The sequence below is a fragment of the Shewanella morhuae genome (assembly GCF_900156405.1).
Classification (GTDB): Bacteria; Pseudomonadota; Gammaproteobacteria; order Enterobacterales; family Shewanellaceae; genus Shewanella; species Shewanella morhuae.
This window is the reverse complement of record NZ_FTNN01000009.1, coordinates 58,561-76,681: the sequence shown is the minus strand read 5'-3', so window position 1 is coordinate 76,681 and position 18,121 is coordinate 58,561. Positions and strand designations below refer to the sequence as shown.

Annotated in this window: 15 protein-coding genes; 6 read left to right on the top strand and 9 right to left on the bottom strand. The window is 44.1% G+C overall.

Annotated features, from left to right (window positions below):
* Window positions 1-10 precede the first annotated feature (10 nt).
* The 3 genes from BW947_RS12010 to BW947_RS12000 form a co-directional block, all read right to left on the bottom strand.
* On the bottom strand, window positions 11-370 hold the full coding sequence (locus tag BW947_RS12010; RefSeq protein ID WP_076499900.1) for a YajD family HNH nuclease: 360 nt from the start codon (window positions 368-370) through the stop codon (window positions 11-13).
* A 127-nt stretch (window positions 371-497) separates the two neighbouring features.
* On the bottom strand, window positions 498-2,474 hold the full coding sequence (locus tag BW947_RS12005) for a BCCT family transporter (RefSeq protein ID WP_076499898.1): 1,977 nt from the start codon (window positions 2,472-2,474) through the stop codon (window positions 498-500).
* Window positions 2,475-2,878: 404 nt separating this feature from the next.
* A complete protein-coding gene (locus BW947_RS12000) occupies window positions 2,879-3,463 on the bottom strand; it encodes a DUF502 domain-containing protein (RefSeq protein ID WP_076499896.1) in 585 nt (194 codons plus the stop codon).
* Between the two features lie 499 nt (window positions 3,464-3,962).
* On the opposite strand from BW947_RS12000, the gene BW947_RS11995 reads away from it, so the two are divergent.
* Together BW947_RS11995 and BW947_RS11990 are read left to right on the top strand one after the other, a co-directional pair.
* On the top strand, window positions 3,963-5,447 hold the full coding sequence (locus BW947_RS11995; protein ID WP_076499894.1) for a SulP family inorganic anion transporter: 1,485 nt from the start codon (window positions 3,963-3,965) through the stop codon (window positions 5,445-5,447).
* A 31-nt stretch (window positions 5,448-5,478) separates the two neighbouring features.
* A complete protein-coding gene (locus tag BW947_RS11990; protein WP_076499892.1) occupies window positions 5,479-6,333 on the top strand; it encodes a universal stress protein in 855 nt (284 codons plus the stop codon).
* A 147-nt stretch (window positions 6,334-6,480) separates the two neighbouring features.
* Here the strand turns inward: BW947_RS11990 and phoU are convergent, their stop codons facing one another.
* The 4 genes from phoU to BW947_RS11970 all read right to left on the bottom strand — a co-directional run bounded on the left by phoU (window position 6,481) and on the right by BW947_RS11970 (window position 12,106).
* Window positions 6,481-7,191: a phosphate signaling complex protein PhoU gene (gene phoU / locus BW947_RS11985; protein WP_076499890.1), complete on the bottom strand. Its 711-nt coding sequence runs from the start codon at window positions 7,189-7,191 to the stop codon at window positions 6,481-6,483.
* 86 nt (window positions 7,192-7,277) lie between these two features.
* Complete coding sequence (gene pstB, locus BW947_RS11980; RefSeq protein WP_076499888.1) at window positions 7,278-8,096, bottom strand: phosphate ABC transporter ATP-binding protein PstB; 819 nt, start codon at window positions 8,094-8,096, stop codon at window positions 7,278-7,280.
* A gap of 33 nt (window positions 8,097-8,129) precedes the next feature.
* Window positions 8,130-9,788 (bottom strand): phosphate ABC transporter permease PstA, encoded by a 1,659-nt coding sequence (gene pstA, locus BW947_RS11975; protein WP_076499886.1) that lies wholly within the window; start codon window positions 9,786-9,788, stop codon window positions 8,130-8,132.
* Window positions 9,789-9,847: 59 nt separating this feature from the next.
* A complete protein-coding gene (locus tag BW947_RS11970) occupies window positions 9,848-12,106 on the bottom strand; it encodes an ABC transporter permease subunit (RefSeq protein ID WP_076499884.1) in 2,259 nt (752 codons plus the stop codon).
* Window positions 12,107-12,305: 199 nt separating this feature from the next.
* On the opposite strand from BW947_RS11970, the gene BW947_RS11965 reads away from it, so the two are divergent.
* Together BW947_RS11965 and BW947_RS11960 are read left to right on the top strand one after the other, a co-directional pair.
* Complete coding sequence (locus tag BW947_RS11965; RefSeq protein WP_076499882.1) at window positions 12,306-12,806, top strand: glycine cleavage system transcriptional repressor; 501 nt, start codon at window positions 12,306-12,308, stop codon at window positions 12,804-12,806.
* Between the two features lie 295 nt (window positions 12,807-13,101).
* The gene (locus BW947_RS11960; RefSeq protein ID WP_076499880.1) at window positions 13,102-13,923 is read left to right on the top strand and encodes a DUF2797 domain-containing protein; all 822 of its coding nucleotides are present in this window, start codon (window positions 13,102-13,104) and stop codon (window positions 13,921-13,923) included.
* Between the two features lie 397 nt (window positions 13,924-14,320).
* On the opposite strand, the gene BW947_RS11955 is transcribed toward BW947_RS11960, so the two are convergent.
* A complete protein-coding gene (locus tag BW947_RS11955; protein WP_076499878.1) occupies window positions 14,321-15,400 on the bottom strand; it encodes an RNA-guided endonuclease InsQ/TnpB family protein in 1,080 nt (359 codons plus the stop codon).
* Between the two features lie 39 nt (window positions 15,401-15,439).
* Here BW947_RS11955 and tnpA point away from each other — a divergent pair, with 39 nt between their 5' ends.
* Window positions 15,440-15,838: an IS200/IS605 family transposase gene (gene tnpA / locus BW947_RS19080; RefSeq protein WP_076499876.1), complete on the top strand. Its 399-nt coding sequence runs from the start codon at window positions 15,440-15,442 to the stop codon at window positions 15,836-15,838.
* A 31-nt stretch (window positions 15,839-15,869) separates the two neighbouring features.
* On the opposite strand, the gene BW947_RS11945 is transcribed toward tnpA, so the two are convergent.
* The gene (locus tag BW947_RS11945; protein WP_076499874.1) at window positions 15,870-17,069 is read right to left on the bottom strand and encodes an IS256 family transposase; all 1,200 of its coding nucleotides are present in this window, start codon (window positions 17,067-17,069) and stop codon (window positions 15,870-15,872) included.
* Window positions 17,070-17,515: 446 nt separating this feature from the next.
* Here BW947_RS11945 and BW947_RS11940 point away from each other — a divergent pair, with 446 nt between their 5' ends.
* Window positions 17,516-18,109, top strand: coding sequence for a LysE family translocator (locus BW947_RS11940; RefSeq protein WP_076499872.1), 594 nt, complete (start codon window positions 17,516-17,518; stop codon window positions 18,107-18,109).
* Window positions 18,110-18,121 lie beyond the last annotated feature (12 nt).

Sequence of the window (18,121 nt, the reverse complement as noted above, 5' to 3'; positions counted from 1 at the left end):
ATAACGCAAACTACTTTTTCAGCATTGACTTCAAGTCTGCAAAGGGATTGTAGGTCGCAGCAGCTTGCTTAGTTTCAGTGGTACCACCGTAGCGGATCAGCTCTTCAAAGCGGGAATGCTCGTTGTCGTGGCAATACAGGCACAATAATTCCCAGTTTGAACCATCTGACGGATTGTTATCGTGATTATGGTCTTTGTGATGGACGGTTAGTTCACTTAAATTTTTAGGCGTAAACTCACGAGTACAACGACCACACACCCAAGGATAAAGTTTTAAAGCCTGTTCGCGATAGCCACCTTCACGTTTGGCTTTGTACTCTCTCGCATCGGCTAATACTTTGTCTAATTTACTCTGGCCTGGTACTGACATAGTGACATTCCTAAAACAAACCCTAAAAATTGCCCCAAGGATAATCGGTGTTATCACTTGGGGCAATATATGCCGCACTTTACAGGGTAATACGGCTTGAGATTTAGCCTTAGTAGCCTAAATAAAATTAAGTCACATGACCTTGGTCGGCATTCGATAGATGTAAATAGTGTAAGTATTTTTCATACTGAGTCACCACGTCCGCGAGGATTTGATCTTCTGTATAACCCATCACATCATAATGCTGGCCGCCTTGTTCTAAGTAGACTTCAGCGCGGTAATACAAGGTATCACCCTGCTCGATTTCAGTACCCACTGGATTAATGATTTCAAAGCAACGTGTTCGTACACCGTAAACAAAGGGCAAATTCAGCTCATTACTGATCACCAGTCGTACCCGTCCATCTAAATATTCAAGATCTGCGGCAATTCCCTTAGCCATAAAGTGTTGGCACACCTTTGACAGCGCAGGCGTTGCGACATTATTTAAGAAATACTGCGCCTCTTCATGGGTTGGATGCGAAACTAGCACGCCAATCCGTTCCTCCCAGCTCATATTTGTCTTGGCATATTGCACACTGGTATTGTGTAACTGCACGCTATTAATTTTCAGCCAGTCATTCTTCAAGGCTTTAAATAAGCCCAGACACATAAACAGCATCACGATTAAAAACGGCATAGCACTGGCGATAGCCGCTGTTTGTAGCGCCTGTAAACCACCTGCTAACAATAGCACTGAGGCTACAACCCCTTGTAATAACGCCCAAAAAACGCGCTGCCACACAGGGGCATTATTATCACCACCGGAAGTTAGGTTATCGATCACTAACGACCCCGAATCCGACGAAGTGACAAAGAAAGTGACCACTAAACAAATCGCAATCCCCGAGAGTAATGTCGGGAACGGCATGTGCTCAAAAAATACAAACAACGCCACTGACACATCGGTATTAACCGCATCGGCAAGATACTGAGCGCCGTGATTCATGATCGAATCAATCGCCGAGTTACCAAACACTGTCATCCACAGGAAAGTCAGCGTCGATGGCACAAATAATACCCCAATCAAAAACTCACGAATGGTTCGGCCACGGCTCACGCGCGCAATAAAAGTACCAACAAAAGGTGACCATGAAATCCACCAGCCCCAATAGAGTAAGGTCCAACCTCCCAGCCAATCTTCTTTATGTTGATAGGCATACAAGTTAAAGGTTTTATTAACTAAATCACTTAAGTAACCACCCGTATTTTGTACAAATGCCTGCAGTAACATCACTGTAGGGCCAAGAACTAATACTATGATTAATAAAATAATGGCTAAGCCAAGGTTAAGTTCACTTAAACGTTTTACGCCCTTATCAAGGCCGGAGAACACTGACAGTGTCGCAAGCAAGGTTATACCTATAATCAAACACACTTGCACAACAGCATTATTAGGCAAACTTTCAAATAAATAACTCAGCCCTGAGTTAACCTGTAACACCCCAAAACCGAGTGACGTTGCCACGCCAAACATAGTGCCGAGCACGGCAAAGGTATCAACGGTATGGCCAATTGGGCCATAAATTCGCTCACCGATTAAGGGATAAAGCGCACTTCTTGGCAATAACGGTAACTTATGGCGATAAGAAAAATACGCCAAACTCAATGCCACTACGGCATAAATCGCCCATGCATGTAGACCCCAGTGGAAAAAAGTGATTTTCATCGCTTCTTTCGCAGCAGCGAGACTCTCAGGCGTGGCATCGGGCGGTGCAAGGTAATGCATCACAGGTTCGGCGACGCCAAAGAACATCAAACCAATGCCCATGCCCGCCGAAAACAACATGGCTATCCAGCTTTTATAGCTGTAATCAGGCACAGAATGATCTGGCCCTAGTTTAATATCGCCAAAACGGCTAACCATAATAAAGAGGATGAAAATCAGGAAGAAAGCCACACTTAAAATGTAAAACCATCCAGCTTGTGTTTCTATCCATGACTGTATTGATTTAAAGACGGTATTAGCCTCAGTGGGCCATACCGCACAGATCATCACGATTAAAATGATGAAGAAAACCGATGAATAAAATACCGGCGGATTAATACTCGATTTGATCGACATTGATTCTCCCAATTTCTAGCGAGTTCACTCTCGAAATATCTCAGCGCATCAACGGCGAGATAAACATAAATGTATATTCAAAATTTGTTTTATGAGGTGAGTTTATCTAATTGTAGTACGGAGTTATTCCCTCGGTTTATTATAACGATGCACTCTGGCTAAACGCGGTAAAGACTGACAAGGGATTAATCGCATAACTTTATAAGTTAAGGCTATCGAACAACCTAAGCCGTAAACGCTAGGTAAAATAGCACTCAGCATAAAACAATTTTTTATTAGTATATTTAGCATAAAAAATGGCGACTAGATTAGTCGCCAAAAAATTATACCACAAAAATCATCAAACTTGATGTTAAACGCTAAAGTACACAAATCGATAACGTAAAATAGCCTTTAGATCAAAGCTAAGGATTAGTCGGCGTCTGTGAAATTCCTGCGGTTAAATTAAAGCGCATTGCTTCTTCAAAAGACCAATCGACCATAATTAAATCGTCCCGTTTGATTAAACTTGTCACGCCAGCCATTTGATAGCTGAGCTGGAATAATACCGGCACCCAATCCCCTTCTGGTAAGGCATCGAGCAGTGGTTGCGGCGGCGTATCCGTCATAATAAACCCCACCACAAAACTGCCATTGGCTTGTTTCACTAATACGGTTTTTTGGCTTGTCGGCTTGCCATCACGATTCATTAGCGAAGCAATATCACGGATACTGCCATAAACCGATTTAAACAATGGAAAGCGCATCAGTTGCCGCTCAATCCAACCATAAATCCATACAATTGGGCTGACTGAAAATAATAACCCCACCGCAAACACTAATGCCACAACAAGGATAAAACCTGCACCAATAATATGTTGGTTAATCCCCACTAACTCTAAAATAATAATCCCTAGGCCATCTAAGGATACAAATAACGACCAAAACAGCCACAAACTCAAGGCCATAGGTAACAAATTCATCAAGCCACGGGCTAAGGTATTCTTCATCACACTCTCATTTAATCACAGGTTCACTAGGCATAAGATATTTACGCAAAAATGCGTGGCAGATGCTACCACAGAGTCAGCAATGCACCAGCACATGATGTATTCAACGCTTCTTGCACACTTTTTATCACCGCAGCTTATGTTCGCTATTTTGACTTTTCCGCCCCACAACTGTACTCTTTGCCGCCACTTTAGGTTGGCATGTGCAATTTAACGTCAGTATTTTACTCATTGAGTATTTAATAGGGTTCTTTTTGCAATGAGCGTTAAGCCACATTAGTTTACCCCTTCTTTTTAAGTCCACTGCGTTCAGCCCATAGTGACTACTGTCTAGCGAGCTGTTTGCTACAACCTATTATTCCAATAGCCATGTCGCCCTTATTGCATTGTGCTAAATAAGTGCTGAATAAGTATCTGAGCGGCTGTACGCTGACATGTATGTCTCGCGTTAATCATGACTATTGGAGCTTATGACGATATTTTTAATAGAGTAAAAAACATGATACAGACCCTAAAAAAAGAATGGTTCTCTAATATCCGCACAGATTTATTAGCCGGTATTGTGGTGGCATTGGCGTTAGTCCCAGAGGCGATTGCCTTTTCTATTATTGCAGGCGTTGACCCTAAAGTTGGCCTGTACGCCTCTTTTTGTATTGCGGTGGTCATAGCCTTTACCGGCGGCAGACCGGGAATGATTTCAGCAGCAACGGGTGCCATGGCGCTGCTAATGGTGACCTTAGTTAAAGAACATGGGCTTGAATATCTACTGGCTGCCACCCTATTGACCGGTGTACTACAAATTGCTGCGGGTTACTTAAAGCTCGGTAATTTGATGCGCTTTGTTTCGCGCTCTGTCGTGACTGGGTTTGTGAATGCGTTAGCGATTTTAATCTTTATGGCTCAATTACCTGAGCTTATCGACGTAACTTGGCATGTGTATGCAATGACGGCCGCAGGCTTAGGTATCATCTATTTATTTCCATTAATTCCAGTCATTGGGAAATCACTACCCTCACCGTTAGTTTGCATTGTTACCTTAACGATATTTGCTATCTATATGGGTTTAGATATTCGCACCGTTGGCGATATGGGGCAGTTACCCGATACATTACCGATATTTCTCTGGCCTGATGTGCCATTGACGCTTGAAACCCTGCTCATCATTTTCCCTTATTCTGCGGGGCTTGCTGTGGTCGGTTTGCTGGAATCGATGATGACAGCCACTATAGTCGATGATTTAACCGACACTCAAAGTGATAAAAACCGCGAGTGTAAGGGCCAAGGTATCGCTAATATTGGCGCGGGTTTAATGGGCGGCATGGCCGGTTGTGCCATGATTGGTCAATCTATTATCAACATAAAATCTGGCGGTCGCGGACGATTATCAACACTAACCGCGGGCGTATTTTTGTTAGTATTAATTGTATTTCTTGGTGAATGGTTAAAATTAATCCCGATGGCAGCCCTTGTTGCCGTGATGATTATGGTATCCATCGGCACTTTCTCTTGGGATTCTATTCGTAATCTTAAGCACCACCCAATATCGACCAACCTTGTGATGATAGCCACGGTAATTGTAGTGGTCGCAACACATAATTTAGCCATAGGTGTTTTTGTTGGCGTGTTACTCGCTTCACTGTTTTTTGCCAATAAAGTAGCGCGTTTTATGGTGGTTAAGAGTACAACAGCTGATGCTAGTCGTTGTTATCACATTATTGGCCAAGTGTTTTTTGCCTCAGCAGATAAATTCTGTAACTCATTTGATTTTAGAGAAGTTATTGATAAGGTAACCATTGATTTAACTCAAGCGCACTTTTGGGATATTACTGCGGTATCGGCACTGGATAAAGTAGTGATTAAATTCCGCCGTGAAGGAACCAAAGTTGAGGTCATTGGCCTTAACGAAGCCAGTGCAACCATAGTGGATAAATTTGGAGTACACGATAAACCAGAAGATGTTGAAAAAATCATGTCTGGCCATTAAGTCTGTAGTAACGCCGTTAAAGGAGAATAATATGACAAATGTGATTGCCTGTATCGACGGTTCAAAAGCAATGCTGTCAGTCTGTGATGCCAGCGCATGGGCAGCGCTGAGATTAGATGCGCCAGTAACCCTATTACATGTTTTAGATAAATCATCCTACCTTACAGGATTTAATTTATCTGGCAGCATAGGTTTAGGCACCCGCGAACATTTACTGGCCGAAATGGTTGACCTTGATGAGCGCAGGAGCAAGCTGGCACTTGAGCAAGGTAAATACATGCTACAAGATGCAAGCGCGCATATTATTAAGCAATCCCCCAAAGTTTCCGTTGAAACACTGCAGCGCCATGGTGACTTAGTTGAAACGCTGCTAGAACAAGAGCCAAACGCCAGACTGGTGGTGATTGGCCGTCAAGGTGAGCAACATCAAGAACAGACAAAAGCCATTGGCAGCCATTTAGAAAGTGTTATTCGCACCCTAAAGCAGCCTATTTTAGTGGTTATGGCTGAGTTTGAGGCGCCAAAGCGTTTTATGATTGCTTACGATGGCAGTGATACCGCCAAAAAAGTCATTAATCGAGTGATAAGTAGTCCATTGCTTAAAGGGCTGGAATGTCATTTAGTGATCGTATCGAGTAGCCAATCACAAGAAGAAGCGGGACTGGCATCGGTTGCAGCATCCCTTACTGAAGCTGATTTCAACGTCGTAACGGCAGTTTGTCAGGGCGAAGTACAAACCGCCCTTGAGGTTTACCAGCAAGAAAACCATATTGATTTGATGGTTATGGGCGCTTACGGCCATTCACGTATCCGTGAGTTTTTTGTTGGTAGTAACACCACACGTATGATCAGCAAAAGCCATATCCCATTATTATTATTGCGTTAATGGTGACTACTGCCTTAGTGATGGCTACTGAGTGAGTTACGATTGAATTAGTTATTATTGCGTTAGTATCCGATAACATTAACGCCTATGCGGCTAAACCGCATAGGCGTTAAATACTCGTAAAAAGCGCGTAAGCCAACATAAATCTTAGCTTTGCATATCCTTTTCCATTTCTTCGTAGGAAGTGTGGCGCACATCTTTGCCCTTCACGTAATAGATAATGTATTCGCAAATATTTTTACAGCGATCGCCTACACGTTCTACCGCGCGCGCCGCCCATAGCACATCTAATATATCGGGAATTGAGCGCGGATCTTCCATCATATAGGTCATTAACTGGCGAATAATGCCTTCGTACTCGCGATCTAACTTAGCATCCTCTTTGTGCAAAGCTAAGGCGGCATCAGCATCCATACGAGCCAAGGCATCTAAGGTGGCATGTAGTATACGGGTTGCATGACGGCCCATATTTTCAACACTCACCAACAAAGGTTGTTGATTATTCAAACGCTTATCTAATGCGGCTTTCGCAATTCGCACACAGGCATCACCAATGCGCTCGAGATCGGCAATGGTTTTTGAGATGGCAATAATTAAACGTAAATCGCTGGCTGCAGGTTGGCGCTTAGCAATAATACGGGTGCACTCTTCGTCAATCGACACTTCCATGCCATTCACCTTGTGATCGCCAGCAATCACCTGCTGTGCAAGCTCAGCATCTAAAGCACTTAAAGCATCAATTGCTTGTTCTAATTGACGTTCAACTAAGCCGCCCATAGCCAAAACTCGGTTACGAATATCATCCAGTTCGGCGGTAAATTGTCCCGATATATGCTTGCTTAAATTCATGTTTTCCATTGTAAACTCACCTTTTACTTAACGGTTGGTCAACCCACGCGAATAAGACTGTGCTTACGGCGCGACTAGCTAACGGCCTAGGACAATTAACCGTAGCGCCCAGTAATATAATCTTCGGTCTTACGCTTTCTTGGCGTAGTAAAAATAGTATTGGTATCTGCGTATTCAACTAATTCGCCCATATACATAAAAGCGGTTTGATCTGAGACTCGCGCCGCCTGTTGCATGTTGTGCGTGACGATAACCACGGTATATTTGGTTTTAAGCTCAGTGATTAGCTCTTCAATGGTCAAGGTTGAAATCGGATCCAGTGCTGATGTCGGCTCATCGAGTAATAACACCTCAGGCTCGATGGCAATCGCGCGGGCAATGACCAAACGTTGCTGCTGACCACCCGATAAACCAAAGGCGTTGTCGTGCAATCTGTCTTTTACTTCGTCCCAAATTGCTGCGCCGCGCAGTGAACGCTCAGCCGCTTCGTCAAGTTCACGGCGGTTATTCAGCCCTTGTAAACGCAAACCATAAACCACGTTTTCGTAAATCGACTTAGGGAACGGATTAGGGCGCTGGAATACCATGCCCACGTTACGGCGCAGGGCCGCCACATCGATTTTTTTGTCATAAATATTCTGGCCGTGTAACAAAATCTCGCCGTCAATATGGCAGTTATCAACTAAGTCGTTCATACGGTTAATGCAACGCAGCAAAGTTGATTTACCGCAACCACTGGGGCCGATAAAAGCGGTGACTTGCTTCTTGGGGATCTTCATCGAGACATTAAACAGCGCTTGTTTATCACCATAGCGCAAATCTAAGTTACAGATCTCAAGCGCAGTATCGTTGGGCGCTAAGTTAGCTAAATCAAGGTTATTGACTTTCATGGCGGTCGAATCTATAGAAATCATATTCAGTCCTAATACTTTCAGGATAATCGCTGATTAGTGCTCAAGCGAACGGTATTTTTCACGTAAATGGTTACGTACACTAATGGCCGTCAAGTTCAGTGCCACAATCACAGACACCAGCAAGAAGGAGGTTGCATACACCAGAGGACGCGCCGCTTCAACGTTAGGACTCTGGAAACCCACATCATAAATATGGAACCCTAAGTGCATAAACTTACGTTCTAAATGCACAAACGGAAAGTTAAGATCTAATGGTAATGTTGGCGCTAATTTTACTACGCCCACCAACATCAGTGGTGCCACTTCACCGGCGGCGCGCGCCACCGCTAAAATCAAACCTGTCATGATTGCAGGGCTTGCCATTGGCAGCACGATTCGCCACAGGGTTTCGGCCTTAGTTGCCCCCAATGCCAAACTGCCTTGACGCACAGCGCTTGGAATACGGCTTAAGCCTTCTTCGGTCGAAACAATCACCACTGGCAACGTCAAAATCGCTAAGGTTAATGCTGACCAAATCACTCCGGGCGAGCCAAAGGTGGGTGATGGCAATGCTTCAGCGTAAAACAATTGGTCGATTGAGCCGCCCATCACGTAGACAAAGAACCCCAAACCAAATACGCCATACACAATCGAGGGCACGCCCGCTAAGTTAATCACCGCAATGCGGATCATCTTAGTAATTGGGCCTTTCTTGGCGTATTCATGCAGATAAACCGCCGCGACCACGCCAAATGGCGTCACGATAACCGCCATTAACATCACCATGAACACAGTACCGAAAATGGCCGGAAATACGCCGCCCTCGGTATTGGCTTCACGCGGGTCGTCACTCACAAAACGGCCGATCCCAACAAACCATTTACCGACTTTATCGATAAAAGTTAAGTGATTTACGTAGGTTACATCAAGCACGGTATCAAGCTTAAGCTCGACATCTTTACCGCGCATATCCCGCACGATAACCGAGTCACGCGCCGCATCATCACGCAGAGCAAATAATGCTTTTTCAAGTACGAGATATTCTTTTTGCAGTTGCGCTTTTTTAGCGGCGAGCTCGGCTTTATTACTGTCGGTTAACTCGCCATCTAGCTCGTAACGACGCTCCTGTAAACGCAGCTTTTCAATGGCATAGTTAATCGAGCCAATGTCTTGTTTTTGCAAATCGACCGCTTTGTCAGCGAGGGCAACTGCGCGCTCGATATGATCCATTAAGGATGATTCTATCGCATCGTTGACTAAATCAAGACGTTTACCATTTTCAATCACAGCCACGGGATAACCGTAAAAGTTACCGTTTTTGGTTCGCTCAATCATAGCGACATCGCTTGGCGTAGTGCGGCTTAAAATATCTGTACCCAGTATCCAGCGAAAATCTAGGCCTACAAATTCACGGTTGCCGGTTTTGACAAGATAACGACTCACAAACTCACCCTGAGGCTGCTTAAACACATGGCCCGCGGCAATCAAACGCTCCGTTGGCACTTCTTCCCTGTCATAAATCTCACCAATTAAGGTTGACCGTACACCAGTATTATCTTCCAGTTCCCACTGGTACACAGTGGCTGGCCAAAAGTAACTTAAGCCGCGCCATGCGATTAACAGTAGTAAGCCTAATACGGCAATCAAACTGATGCTCACCGCGCCGCCCGTCATCCATATCCATGGCGAGCCTGATTTTACCCACTTACCCATTGCACAAACCTCTCAAGGTCGCTCTCGAAATAGTATTAAGTATCATTATGTTACCTCCGTTACAGCGAGCTATAGCGTTCACGTAGACGCTGTCTTACGACTTCTGCAATGGTGTTAAAGAAGAAGGTGAAAATGAATAGCACAAACGCCGCGAGGAACAGCACGCGATAATGCGAGCTACCAATAGCCGACTCAGGCATTTCAACAGCAATGTTTGCCGCTAAGGTTCGCATCCCTTCGAACACGCTCCACTCCATAATGGCAGTGTTACCGGTTGCCATTAACACAATCATGGTTTCACCTACAGCGCGGCCAAGGCCCATCATAATTGCCGAGAAAATACCGGGACTTGCGGTTAACAGCACTACCCGCGTCAGTGTTTGCCAAGGCGTAGCACCTAAAGCTAAGCTGCCGTTCGATAAATGGCGTGGCACGGAGAAAATGGCATCTTCTGCAATAGAAAAAATGGTTGGAATAACCGCAAAGCCCATGGCAATACCCACCACCAGCGCGTTACGTTGATCGAAAGTGATGCCCAGTTCGTTAGTAATAAACTCACGGGTATTACCATCAAATAGCGCCACTTCAATAGCAGGACTGATGGCAAAAGAGAACCAACCCACAAAACAGACCACGGGGATCAACATCAGCTCTTGGTAAACTTCCGGTAAACGTTGTTTCCAAATAGCAGGTAACTGACTCCAGCCATAGGCAGAAGCAAGAATCGAGGTCGGTAACAAGATAAGTAAAATCAAAATACCGGGCAGATGCTCTTCAATCAGCGGCGCTAACCACAACCCCGCCAAGAAACCTAAGATAACCGTCGGCAAGGCTTCCATGATTTCGATAGTCGGTTTAACTAAACCGCGCACCTTGGGCGACATAAAGTACGCCGTGTAAATTGCACCGGCAATGGCTAACGGTACGGCAAATAACATGGCATAAAATGCCGCTTTCATGGTGCCGTAAGCTAATGGCATTAAGCTCAGCTTAGCTTCAAAATCGTCAGAACCAGAAGTGGACTGCCAAACGTATTGTGGCTCTGGATAACCCTCATACCACACCTTGTCCCACATCGCGCTCCATGACACTTCTGGGTGAGTATTTTCCACGCTGAAGATATGTAACTTTTTATCAGCCTCAACCACAATGCCGTTTGAGCGAGGCGTAAAACCCATTTTACCTGGGTTTTTAAGGTCGAATTTTTCGTCAAACAATTCACGATGACTGGTGGTGTAAAGCAACGTTAGCTCGCCCTCAGGGCTCACTGTCGCAAAACTCTTACGATAGAACTCAGAAGCGATGGAATTAATTGGCGGTAAGTCATCAAACTGACGAATTTCTTGATATAAGCGCCCTTTGGGGCCGTTAACTTGGAAGTACTGAGTCACAATACCCGTGTCGTAACTGACCAATAGTGAGCTCGCCCCCGCCAGTAAAGCCACGTTATTGACTTGTGCTTTGGCGCGCTCAACATCAATCACCTGCAGCAGGTCAATACTGTTTGCCTCAGCAATGTTATACACAAAGATTTTATTACCCGTTTGCAACATCAATTGACGTTGATCGGGCGTCATCAACTCATGGGAGACTTTTTTCGGTGCATCTTGAATTTGTGACGTTGTAGAAACCCATTCCACGGTTTCTGTCATCATGTTCTCTTGCCCTTCCAGACGCGCGAGGCGCCAAGCGCCATTATCATCTTGATAAGCAAAGCTCATTTTATCTGAACTATAAGTGAAAGTTAGTTTGTGAATCGCACTCCCCGCGCTATCTACGGTAATGGGAGTTTCACCTGCAGGATAGACTAACTTAGGCGTAATTAAGCGTTGGCTATTTGGGTAACTTAAACCAAACTCTAGGCCAACAACTAAAGCCTGACCGTTACTTAAGCCCATCGCGAAACGTTGCTCACTCGGCGCGGCAATCGCAGCACTGGTGACACTTACGCCCGCTGGCAGTGGCGGCGTAAAGCTAGAGAGTAGGCTACCATCAGCAACAGTATAAAAATCCACTTGCCCATCAAGGGCCACGCGGTACAGCACTTCATTTTGCTCATCGGCGCCCACCATTAAGGTTGGTACATCGCCATGTTGGTAGCTCACGCTCTTAACTGGGGTGACACTGGCACGATCAAAAATAGGTTTAATCACATATAACAAATAAAAGAAGATCAACAATAGGGCGACAAACACCATAGTGCCGCCAATAGTGACCCCGATTTGTGCCGCTTTATCCTTAAATGCTCTGCGATTTGAGCGCCCGCCTTTAAGCATACTGTGCGATAAAGAACCAGGTTGAGTGACCTGACTTTCCATGAAGAACCTCGATGATTAATAACTAGCGAGTTTTCCGCTAGGATTTGCTAAGTGCTATGCTTACACTGTTTGGACGTAAACTGAGCAATAACAACATCCTTTATTCTAAGTGCGTTGGATTATATGACGCAAAGATGACAGTTGTGTTACACCCCATTTTAAAATCGGTGCTTTTTGCAAAAAATAGGAGTCAACCATAATGCTACGATATTTAATCACCTTACAAGCACCTGATAGAAAAGGATTAGTAGAACAAATCGCCCATGCAGTAAGCCGCCATGGGGGTAACTGGCTCGACTCAGAATTACGCCATATTGACGGGGTTTTTGCCGCAATATTACTGCTCGAAATGCCCTCACTGCGTATGGATGAGTTAATTGAAGCGTTAGAATGCATCGATAGCATTAGTCTCACCTACTCAAAAACGGCTATTTCCATTAAGCCTATCAAGCGCTTAAGTTACAATTTGGTCGCCTATGACAGACCCGGACTCGTGCTTGATATTTCAAATAAAATCAACGCACTTGGCATCAATATCGAGCAGTTTAGTAGCCAATATGAAACCGCAGGCCACACTGGCATCGCCCTGTTTAGAGCGACTATCGGTCTTAGTCTCACCGATCACGCCCAAGAAGATAAACTGCTGCAATCTCTTTATGATCTTGGCGATGATTTAGTGCTCGATAGATTAAGCCGTTAGCATGCAAACAAATAGCAACAGATAAACTGTGTTCAATTTGCGAACAGCCCTATGCTGGCGGTTCGCATTAAGCCGTCAATGCGGATGAAACGGTAAAACTGACTCTACTGGCGTTCTTATTTAACTCTCCCAATAGCTTTTCTCTTTCCCACTCTCAATCGATAAATTCTATCTAAACGGCATTGGATAATCTTGTATACTGACGACCACGCAATGACGATAAAGATAGTCTCTGTACTCAAACGCTTGATGGGCGACTAAAGTACACCGATGACCGCAATACATTAGGATGACCATGTTAGGAACGCTAAAAAAAATGCGCGCACAATTAGATGACGCGCAGCAAGTACAATACCAACTCGTAGTAGGTGATGAGTTACTGCCACTCAATCCATTGATTGGTAAGCAATTAACCTTAACCCATACTGGCAATATTTTTTGTTGTAACTGTGGTAAAAAGAGCAAAAAGAGTTACTCGCAAGGCCATTGTTTTGTTTGTATGCAAAAGCTCGCCAGTTGCGATATGTGCATCATGAAACCGGAAACTTGCCATTACGACCAAGGCACTTGCCGCGAACCAGAGTGGGCGCAAAGCCACTGTTTTGTACCGCATTATGTTTATCTGTCCAATACCTCGGGTGTCAAAGTGGGCATTACTCGCCACAATCAGCTGCCAACACGCTGGATTGACCAAGGCGCAACACAGGGCTTGCCGATTTTTAAGGTCTCGACCCGCCAACTATCTGGTTTAGTCGAAGTGGAACTAGCAAAACTGGTCAACGATAAAACCCATTGGCAAGCCATGTTAAAGGGCCACGCTGACGATATTGATTTAACAGCAAAAGCAGCTGAACTTATCCCACAGATTGAGGTTAAGTTGCACGAAATCGGTATGCAAAAAGGCGATTACAGTATTGAACGTTTACATGAAACGATTCAGCCGATTCATTATCCGATAGACACGTTTCCGAAGAAAATAACCTCCCACAACTTCGATAAAGAAGTGGTGGTAAGCGGCATTTTGCAGGGAATTAAGGGGCAGTATTTACTATTTGATACGGGCGTAATTAATATTCGTAAGTTTTCATCCTACGAAGTCACCGTTGAACACGGCTAATTATTCCGTAGAACAATACCCAGAGTATAAAAGCAAGCATTTAAGAATTAAGCATAAAAAAGCGCAGCAGTTTTCACTGTTGCGCTTTTTTTATTAGGATAACAATTGCTCAAACATGCCTTTGCGGCTCAAATCATCACTAAAAATAGCAAACACTTCGCAATTTAACCCCACTTGTATTTACATGGTTACCGCTGTGATAAAAGACTTTTGTACCTGTATTAAGGCGTCACATTAACTAAGGGCAGATTAGTCAACATTGAATCGATTAAGCTGTCAAAGTTTGTCGTCAACTCATCTATTTTTTCGACGTTACCAAAACCTTGGGCAAGCACTCGCCAAACAAGATCATTACCACCTTGCACTCCGATAGGTTTGACATCCTCCCACCACTAAATCAGGTAGCCTGATTATAGTGGGGGATTCCTACAGCTAGACGGCCATGCCCGACCGCGAGAATGTTCTTGGCTGCATTGATATCTCTATCATGCGTAGTCCCACAATGACTACAAGACCATTCTCTTATTCCTAAACCTGCTCTACCTTTCGGACTGCTTGCGGGTATAACCCCACAGCTCGAACAAGTTTGGGTAGTGTATGATTCGTTGACCTCTTCAAAAACAATGCCTGCGTGATCGCATTTATATTCCAACATTGTTTTTAATATTCCCCAACCAGCGTCTAAAACGGATTTAGCCATTTTAGTTTTTACCAAGCCTAGGGAATTGACGTTACCAACGAAAATGGCCGCATTCTCATTCACGAGTTTTCGGCTGTATTTGTGCAGTTCATCAGATCTACGATTCTTAATCTTGGCATGAATATTCTTCACTCTATGCTTATTTTTAGCGCGTTGAGCCAAGCCTAGTTTGACTTCTAATTTGCGGTAATGGCGACCTGTAACTTCATCGCCATTGCTATTAGTCGCCGCCGTTTTGCAGCCTAAATCGATAGCTACCGAGCCTGTACCCGTGCTTTGTTCGGCCTCTACTTCAACCACAACATTGAAATACCAACGACCTCGACCATCTTCATTGAATGAGCCAGACTTGAAGGTGTACTGACTTAGCCCGTAGCTGTCCCATATGTGGAAGTGATTTCGGTTGTGATATACATGACCATCTTTGAAACTTATGCAGTCTTTACGAACAGGTATCCAGCCAAGTGAACGCCTTGCGCCACCTGATTTGCGCCAATTAAGGCGCGCTTTCTTGAATTGCTTGCGCCTAGTTGCGTACTCATGGCCGATCATCTGAACGGTTGCCGAATTCAAACCCAGCTCTTTATTCGCGCCCTTGGTGTAATCCTGTAAGTCATAGCCAGAAAGCCACTTATTGCGCTCTCGAATAGATCTATAGCTCAAATCATTACAGTAGTTCCATACAAAATTGACAGAACGAGCCATAGCATTAAGCGTGGTTACATGCTTATCACGTACTCGAATCTTCAGTGTTTTTGTATGGAGTTTTGTTTTCATAGGTGAAACAATAGCCCTAAATAGATTTGGTGTAAATATATGAAATCGCATTTCCACTGCGTTTACGACATGAAATACCACTTGGTGTTAGTTACAAAATATAGGAGGAAGTGTTTTACAGCAGAGATACTTGAATCACTAAAGGAAATTTGTGAAAAACAATGCGTGAGGTGGGAGATTGACCTGCTGGAATTTGGAGGTGAAGCAGATCACGTTCATTTAATGCTGGAATTCAATCCTACATTGCAGCCGTCCAAATTCATTAATAGCCTAAAGACTGTAACCAGTAGGTTGATCAGAAAGCAATATGCAGAGCATTTGAAGTCTTACTATTGGAAGCCTGTTCTCTGGTCTAGGGCTTATTGTTTATTGACGGCTGGCGGCGCACCATTAGAAACACTAAAAGCGTATATACAGAATCAAGACAAGCCAACATAGGAGGGTGTAACAGATTTTGTATAGCTGCAATTTAGTTAATATGCTTCACAATTCTGTCTTCGAACTCAATAATAAATCGGCTCATCGCAGTACGCCAGTTTTGAATGGGCATGGTCCATTTTTTACTGGCTTCTTTTATGGCAAGGTAAATCATTTTCTTGGCCGAGTCATCATTAGGAAACACCTTACGTTTTTTCAACGCCCTCCTAATCACGCTATTTAATGACTCAATGGCATTGGTCGTGTAGATAGCCTTACGAATGTCCTGAGGGTAGTTGAAGAACGTAGTTAAGTTATGCCAATGGTTATGCCACGACTTGCTGATTTGAGGGTATTGGTCATCCCAGGCATTGCTGAAATGCTCGAGTTCGAGTAACGCTTCTTCCTCCGTAGCGGACTGGTAGATGCTTTTAAGACCAGCGGTTACCGCCTTATAGTCTTTCCACGATACGAACTTTAACGAGTTCCTAATCATATGCACGATACAGAGTTGGACATGAGTGTTTGGATAAACGGTATTTATGGCGTCAGGGAAGCCTTTTAGGCCATCTACGCAAGCGATGAGAATGTCCTCAACGCCTCGTTGTTGCAGCTCAGTGAGTACACCTAGCCAGACATTTTCCGCTATCCAAAGCCCCATCAGCTCTTTGTGGCCTTCAAGGTTAACACCTAGCGCTAAGAAAATAGATTTGTTGATAACCCGCTTATCCTGACGGATTTTTACGACAATGCAATCAAGGTAAACTATGGGGTAAATGGCATCTAAAGGCCGGCTCTGCCACTCTACCACTTGCTCGAGAACGGCATTGGTTACACGAGAAACCAACGTTGGCGATATCTCTGCGCCGTACCATTCATCAAAGGCTTGAACGATATCGCGGGTACTCATGTCTTGAGCGTAGAGCCACAATATTTTATCGTCCATCGAGGTAAATCTGGACTGGTGCTTTTTGACCAATTTAGGCTCAAAGCTGCCGTCACGGTCTCGTGGCGTATCAAGCTCAAACTGGCCATCTTCAGTCTGAATACGCTTACTGGTTTTACCGTTACGGCTATTAGTTGAGGTAGATTTTTGATGCTTATCATAGCCGAGGTGCTCGTCCATTTCGGCATTAAGGGCGGCCTCAACTGTTATCTTTTTAAGCATTTGACTGAATTGATTTAAGTCTTCAGGTGTTTTAATGCTTTTAGCTGCTTCTTTAGCAAAAGCTTCAATATCTTTGTTGTTCATGAGTAATCTGCCTATCCTTGACTCTCTATAGAGTACTTTTTGATAAGCAGTTACACAAAATTAGTTACAGTCTCCAAAATAGCTTTGCTATGTGCGCTATCCATCTCCCATCAAGCCAGTTCGCTAAGGCTCGCTAGCTATGGTCGGAGAATTCCGCTAGTTCCGTTAAATCATCTTTTTTCGATATTAACGTACCATGTTCTTAGTAGCTAAAAAATAACCACCATGCTCATGCCAATAACCGTTTCAAGAAAACATATTTCGTTATTATTTTTATCTTATAAACTCGTTATAACCTATAGGCATTGCAATCTTTAACCGCTAAAATGCGTCGCCTGCGCTAAATTAACCATATAAATAACAGCTTGATTACCAACAAGTGAACAAATTGCCACTATATAACCAATTCGATAACCTCAACACGCTACAAGGTATAAGATCTATCTATGGAGTTAATACTCGCTATCGCGCTATTTGCCTTTTCATCTGGGATAACTCCTGGACCGAACAATATTATGTTGATGACCTCTGGGGTTAACTTCGGCGTTAAACGCAGTATTCCGCACCTGATGGGGATAAGCCTTGGGTTTCCCACCATGATCCTCGCGATTGGTTTAGGGTTAAGCGCCTTATTTCAAACCTATCCCGTTATCCATCAAATCATTAAGGTCATTGGTATCACGTACCTTTTATATCTATCGTGGTTGATTGCCAATAGTAGTAGCAAAATGGAAGGCAAAACCATTGCCAAACCCTTTAGCTTTATTCAAGCCGCAGCATTTCAATGGGTTAATCCTAAAGGTTGGATTATGGCTGTAGGTGCCATAGCGACCTTTACATCAGTACAGCAAGATTTAACAGCACAAGTGATTACTATCGCCACAGTATTTTTATGTATTGCTTTCCCCTGTGCGCTCGTCTGGCTTGGTTTTGGCGTGGTGCTAAAGCGCCTGTTGAAAAATCCTCGGCAGCAAAAAATCTTCAATATCAGTATGGCCGTCTTGCTTGTGGCGTCTATCATCCCTATGATCGCCCCCTAGTTTTAACTCCAG

What these genes read in the sequence shown, in the direction of transcription:
- BW947_RS12010 (WP_076499900.1), bottom strand. Translation starts at nt 370, where the DNA reads ATGTCAGTACCAGGCCAGAGTAAATTAGACAAAGTATTAGCCGATGCG.
- BW947_RS12005 (WP_076499898.1), bottom strand. Translation starts at nt 2,474, where the DNA reads ATGTCGATCAAATCGAGTATTAATCCGCCGGTATTTTATTCATCGGTT.
- BW947_RS12000 (WP_076499896.1), bottom strand. Translation starts at nt 3,463, where the DNA reads ATGAAGAATACCTTAGCCCGTGGCTTGATGAATTTGTTACCTATGGCC.
- BW947_RS11995 (WP_076499894.1), top strand. Translation starts at nt 3,963, where the DNA reads ATGATACAGACCCTAAAAAAAGAATGGTTCTCTAATATCCGCACAGAT.
- BW947_RS11990 (WP_076499892.1), top strand. Translation starts at nt 5,479, where the DNA reads ATGACAAATGTGATTGCCTGTATCGACGGTTCAAAAGCAATGCTGTCA.
- phoU (WP_076499890.1), bottom strand. Translation starts at nt 7,191, where the DNA reads ATGGAAAACATGAATTTAAGCAAGCATATATCGGGACAATTTACCGCC.
- pstB (WP_076499888.1), bottom strand. Translation starts at nt 8,096, where the DNA reads ATGATTTCTATAGATTCGACCGCCATGAAAGTCAATAACCTTGATTTA.
- pstA (WP_076499886.1), bottom strand. Translation starts at nt 9,788, where the DNA reads ATGGGTAAGTGGGTAAAATCAGGCTCGCCATGGATATGGATGACGGGC.
- BW947_RS11970 (WP_076499884.1), bottom strand. Translation starts at nt 12,106, where the DNA reads ATGGAAAGTCAGGTCACTCAACCTGGTTCTTTATCGCACAGTATGCTT.
- BW947_RS11965 (WP_076499882.1), top strand. Translation starts at nt 12,306, where the DNA reads ATGCTACGATATTTAATCACCTTACAAGCACCTGATAGAAAAGGATTA.
- BW947_RS11960 (WP_076499880.1), top strand. Translation starts at nt 13,102, where the DNA reads ATGTTAGGAACGCTAAAAAAAATGCGCGCACAATTAGATGACGCGCAG.
- BW947_RS11955 (WP_076499878.1), bottom strand. Translation starts at nt 15,400, where the DNA reads ATGAAAACAAAACTCCATACAAAAACACTGAAGATTCGAGTACGTGAT.
- tnpA (WP_076499876.1), top strand. Translation starts at nt 15,440, where the DNA reads ATGAAATCGCATTTCCACTGCGTTTACGACATGAAATACCACTTGGTG.
- BW947_RS11945 (WP_076499874.1), bottom strand. Translation starts at nt 17,069, where the DNA reads ATGAACAACAAAGATATTGAAGCTTTTGCTAAAGAAGCAGCTAAAAGC.
- BW947_RS11940 (WP_076499872.1), top strand. Translation starts at nt 17,516, where the DNA reads ATGGAGTTAATACTCGCTATCGCGCTATTTGCCTTTTCATCTGGGATA.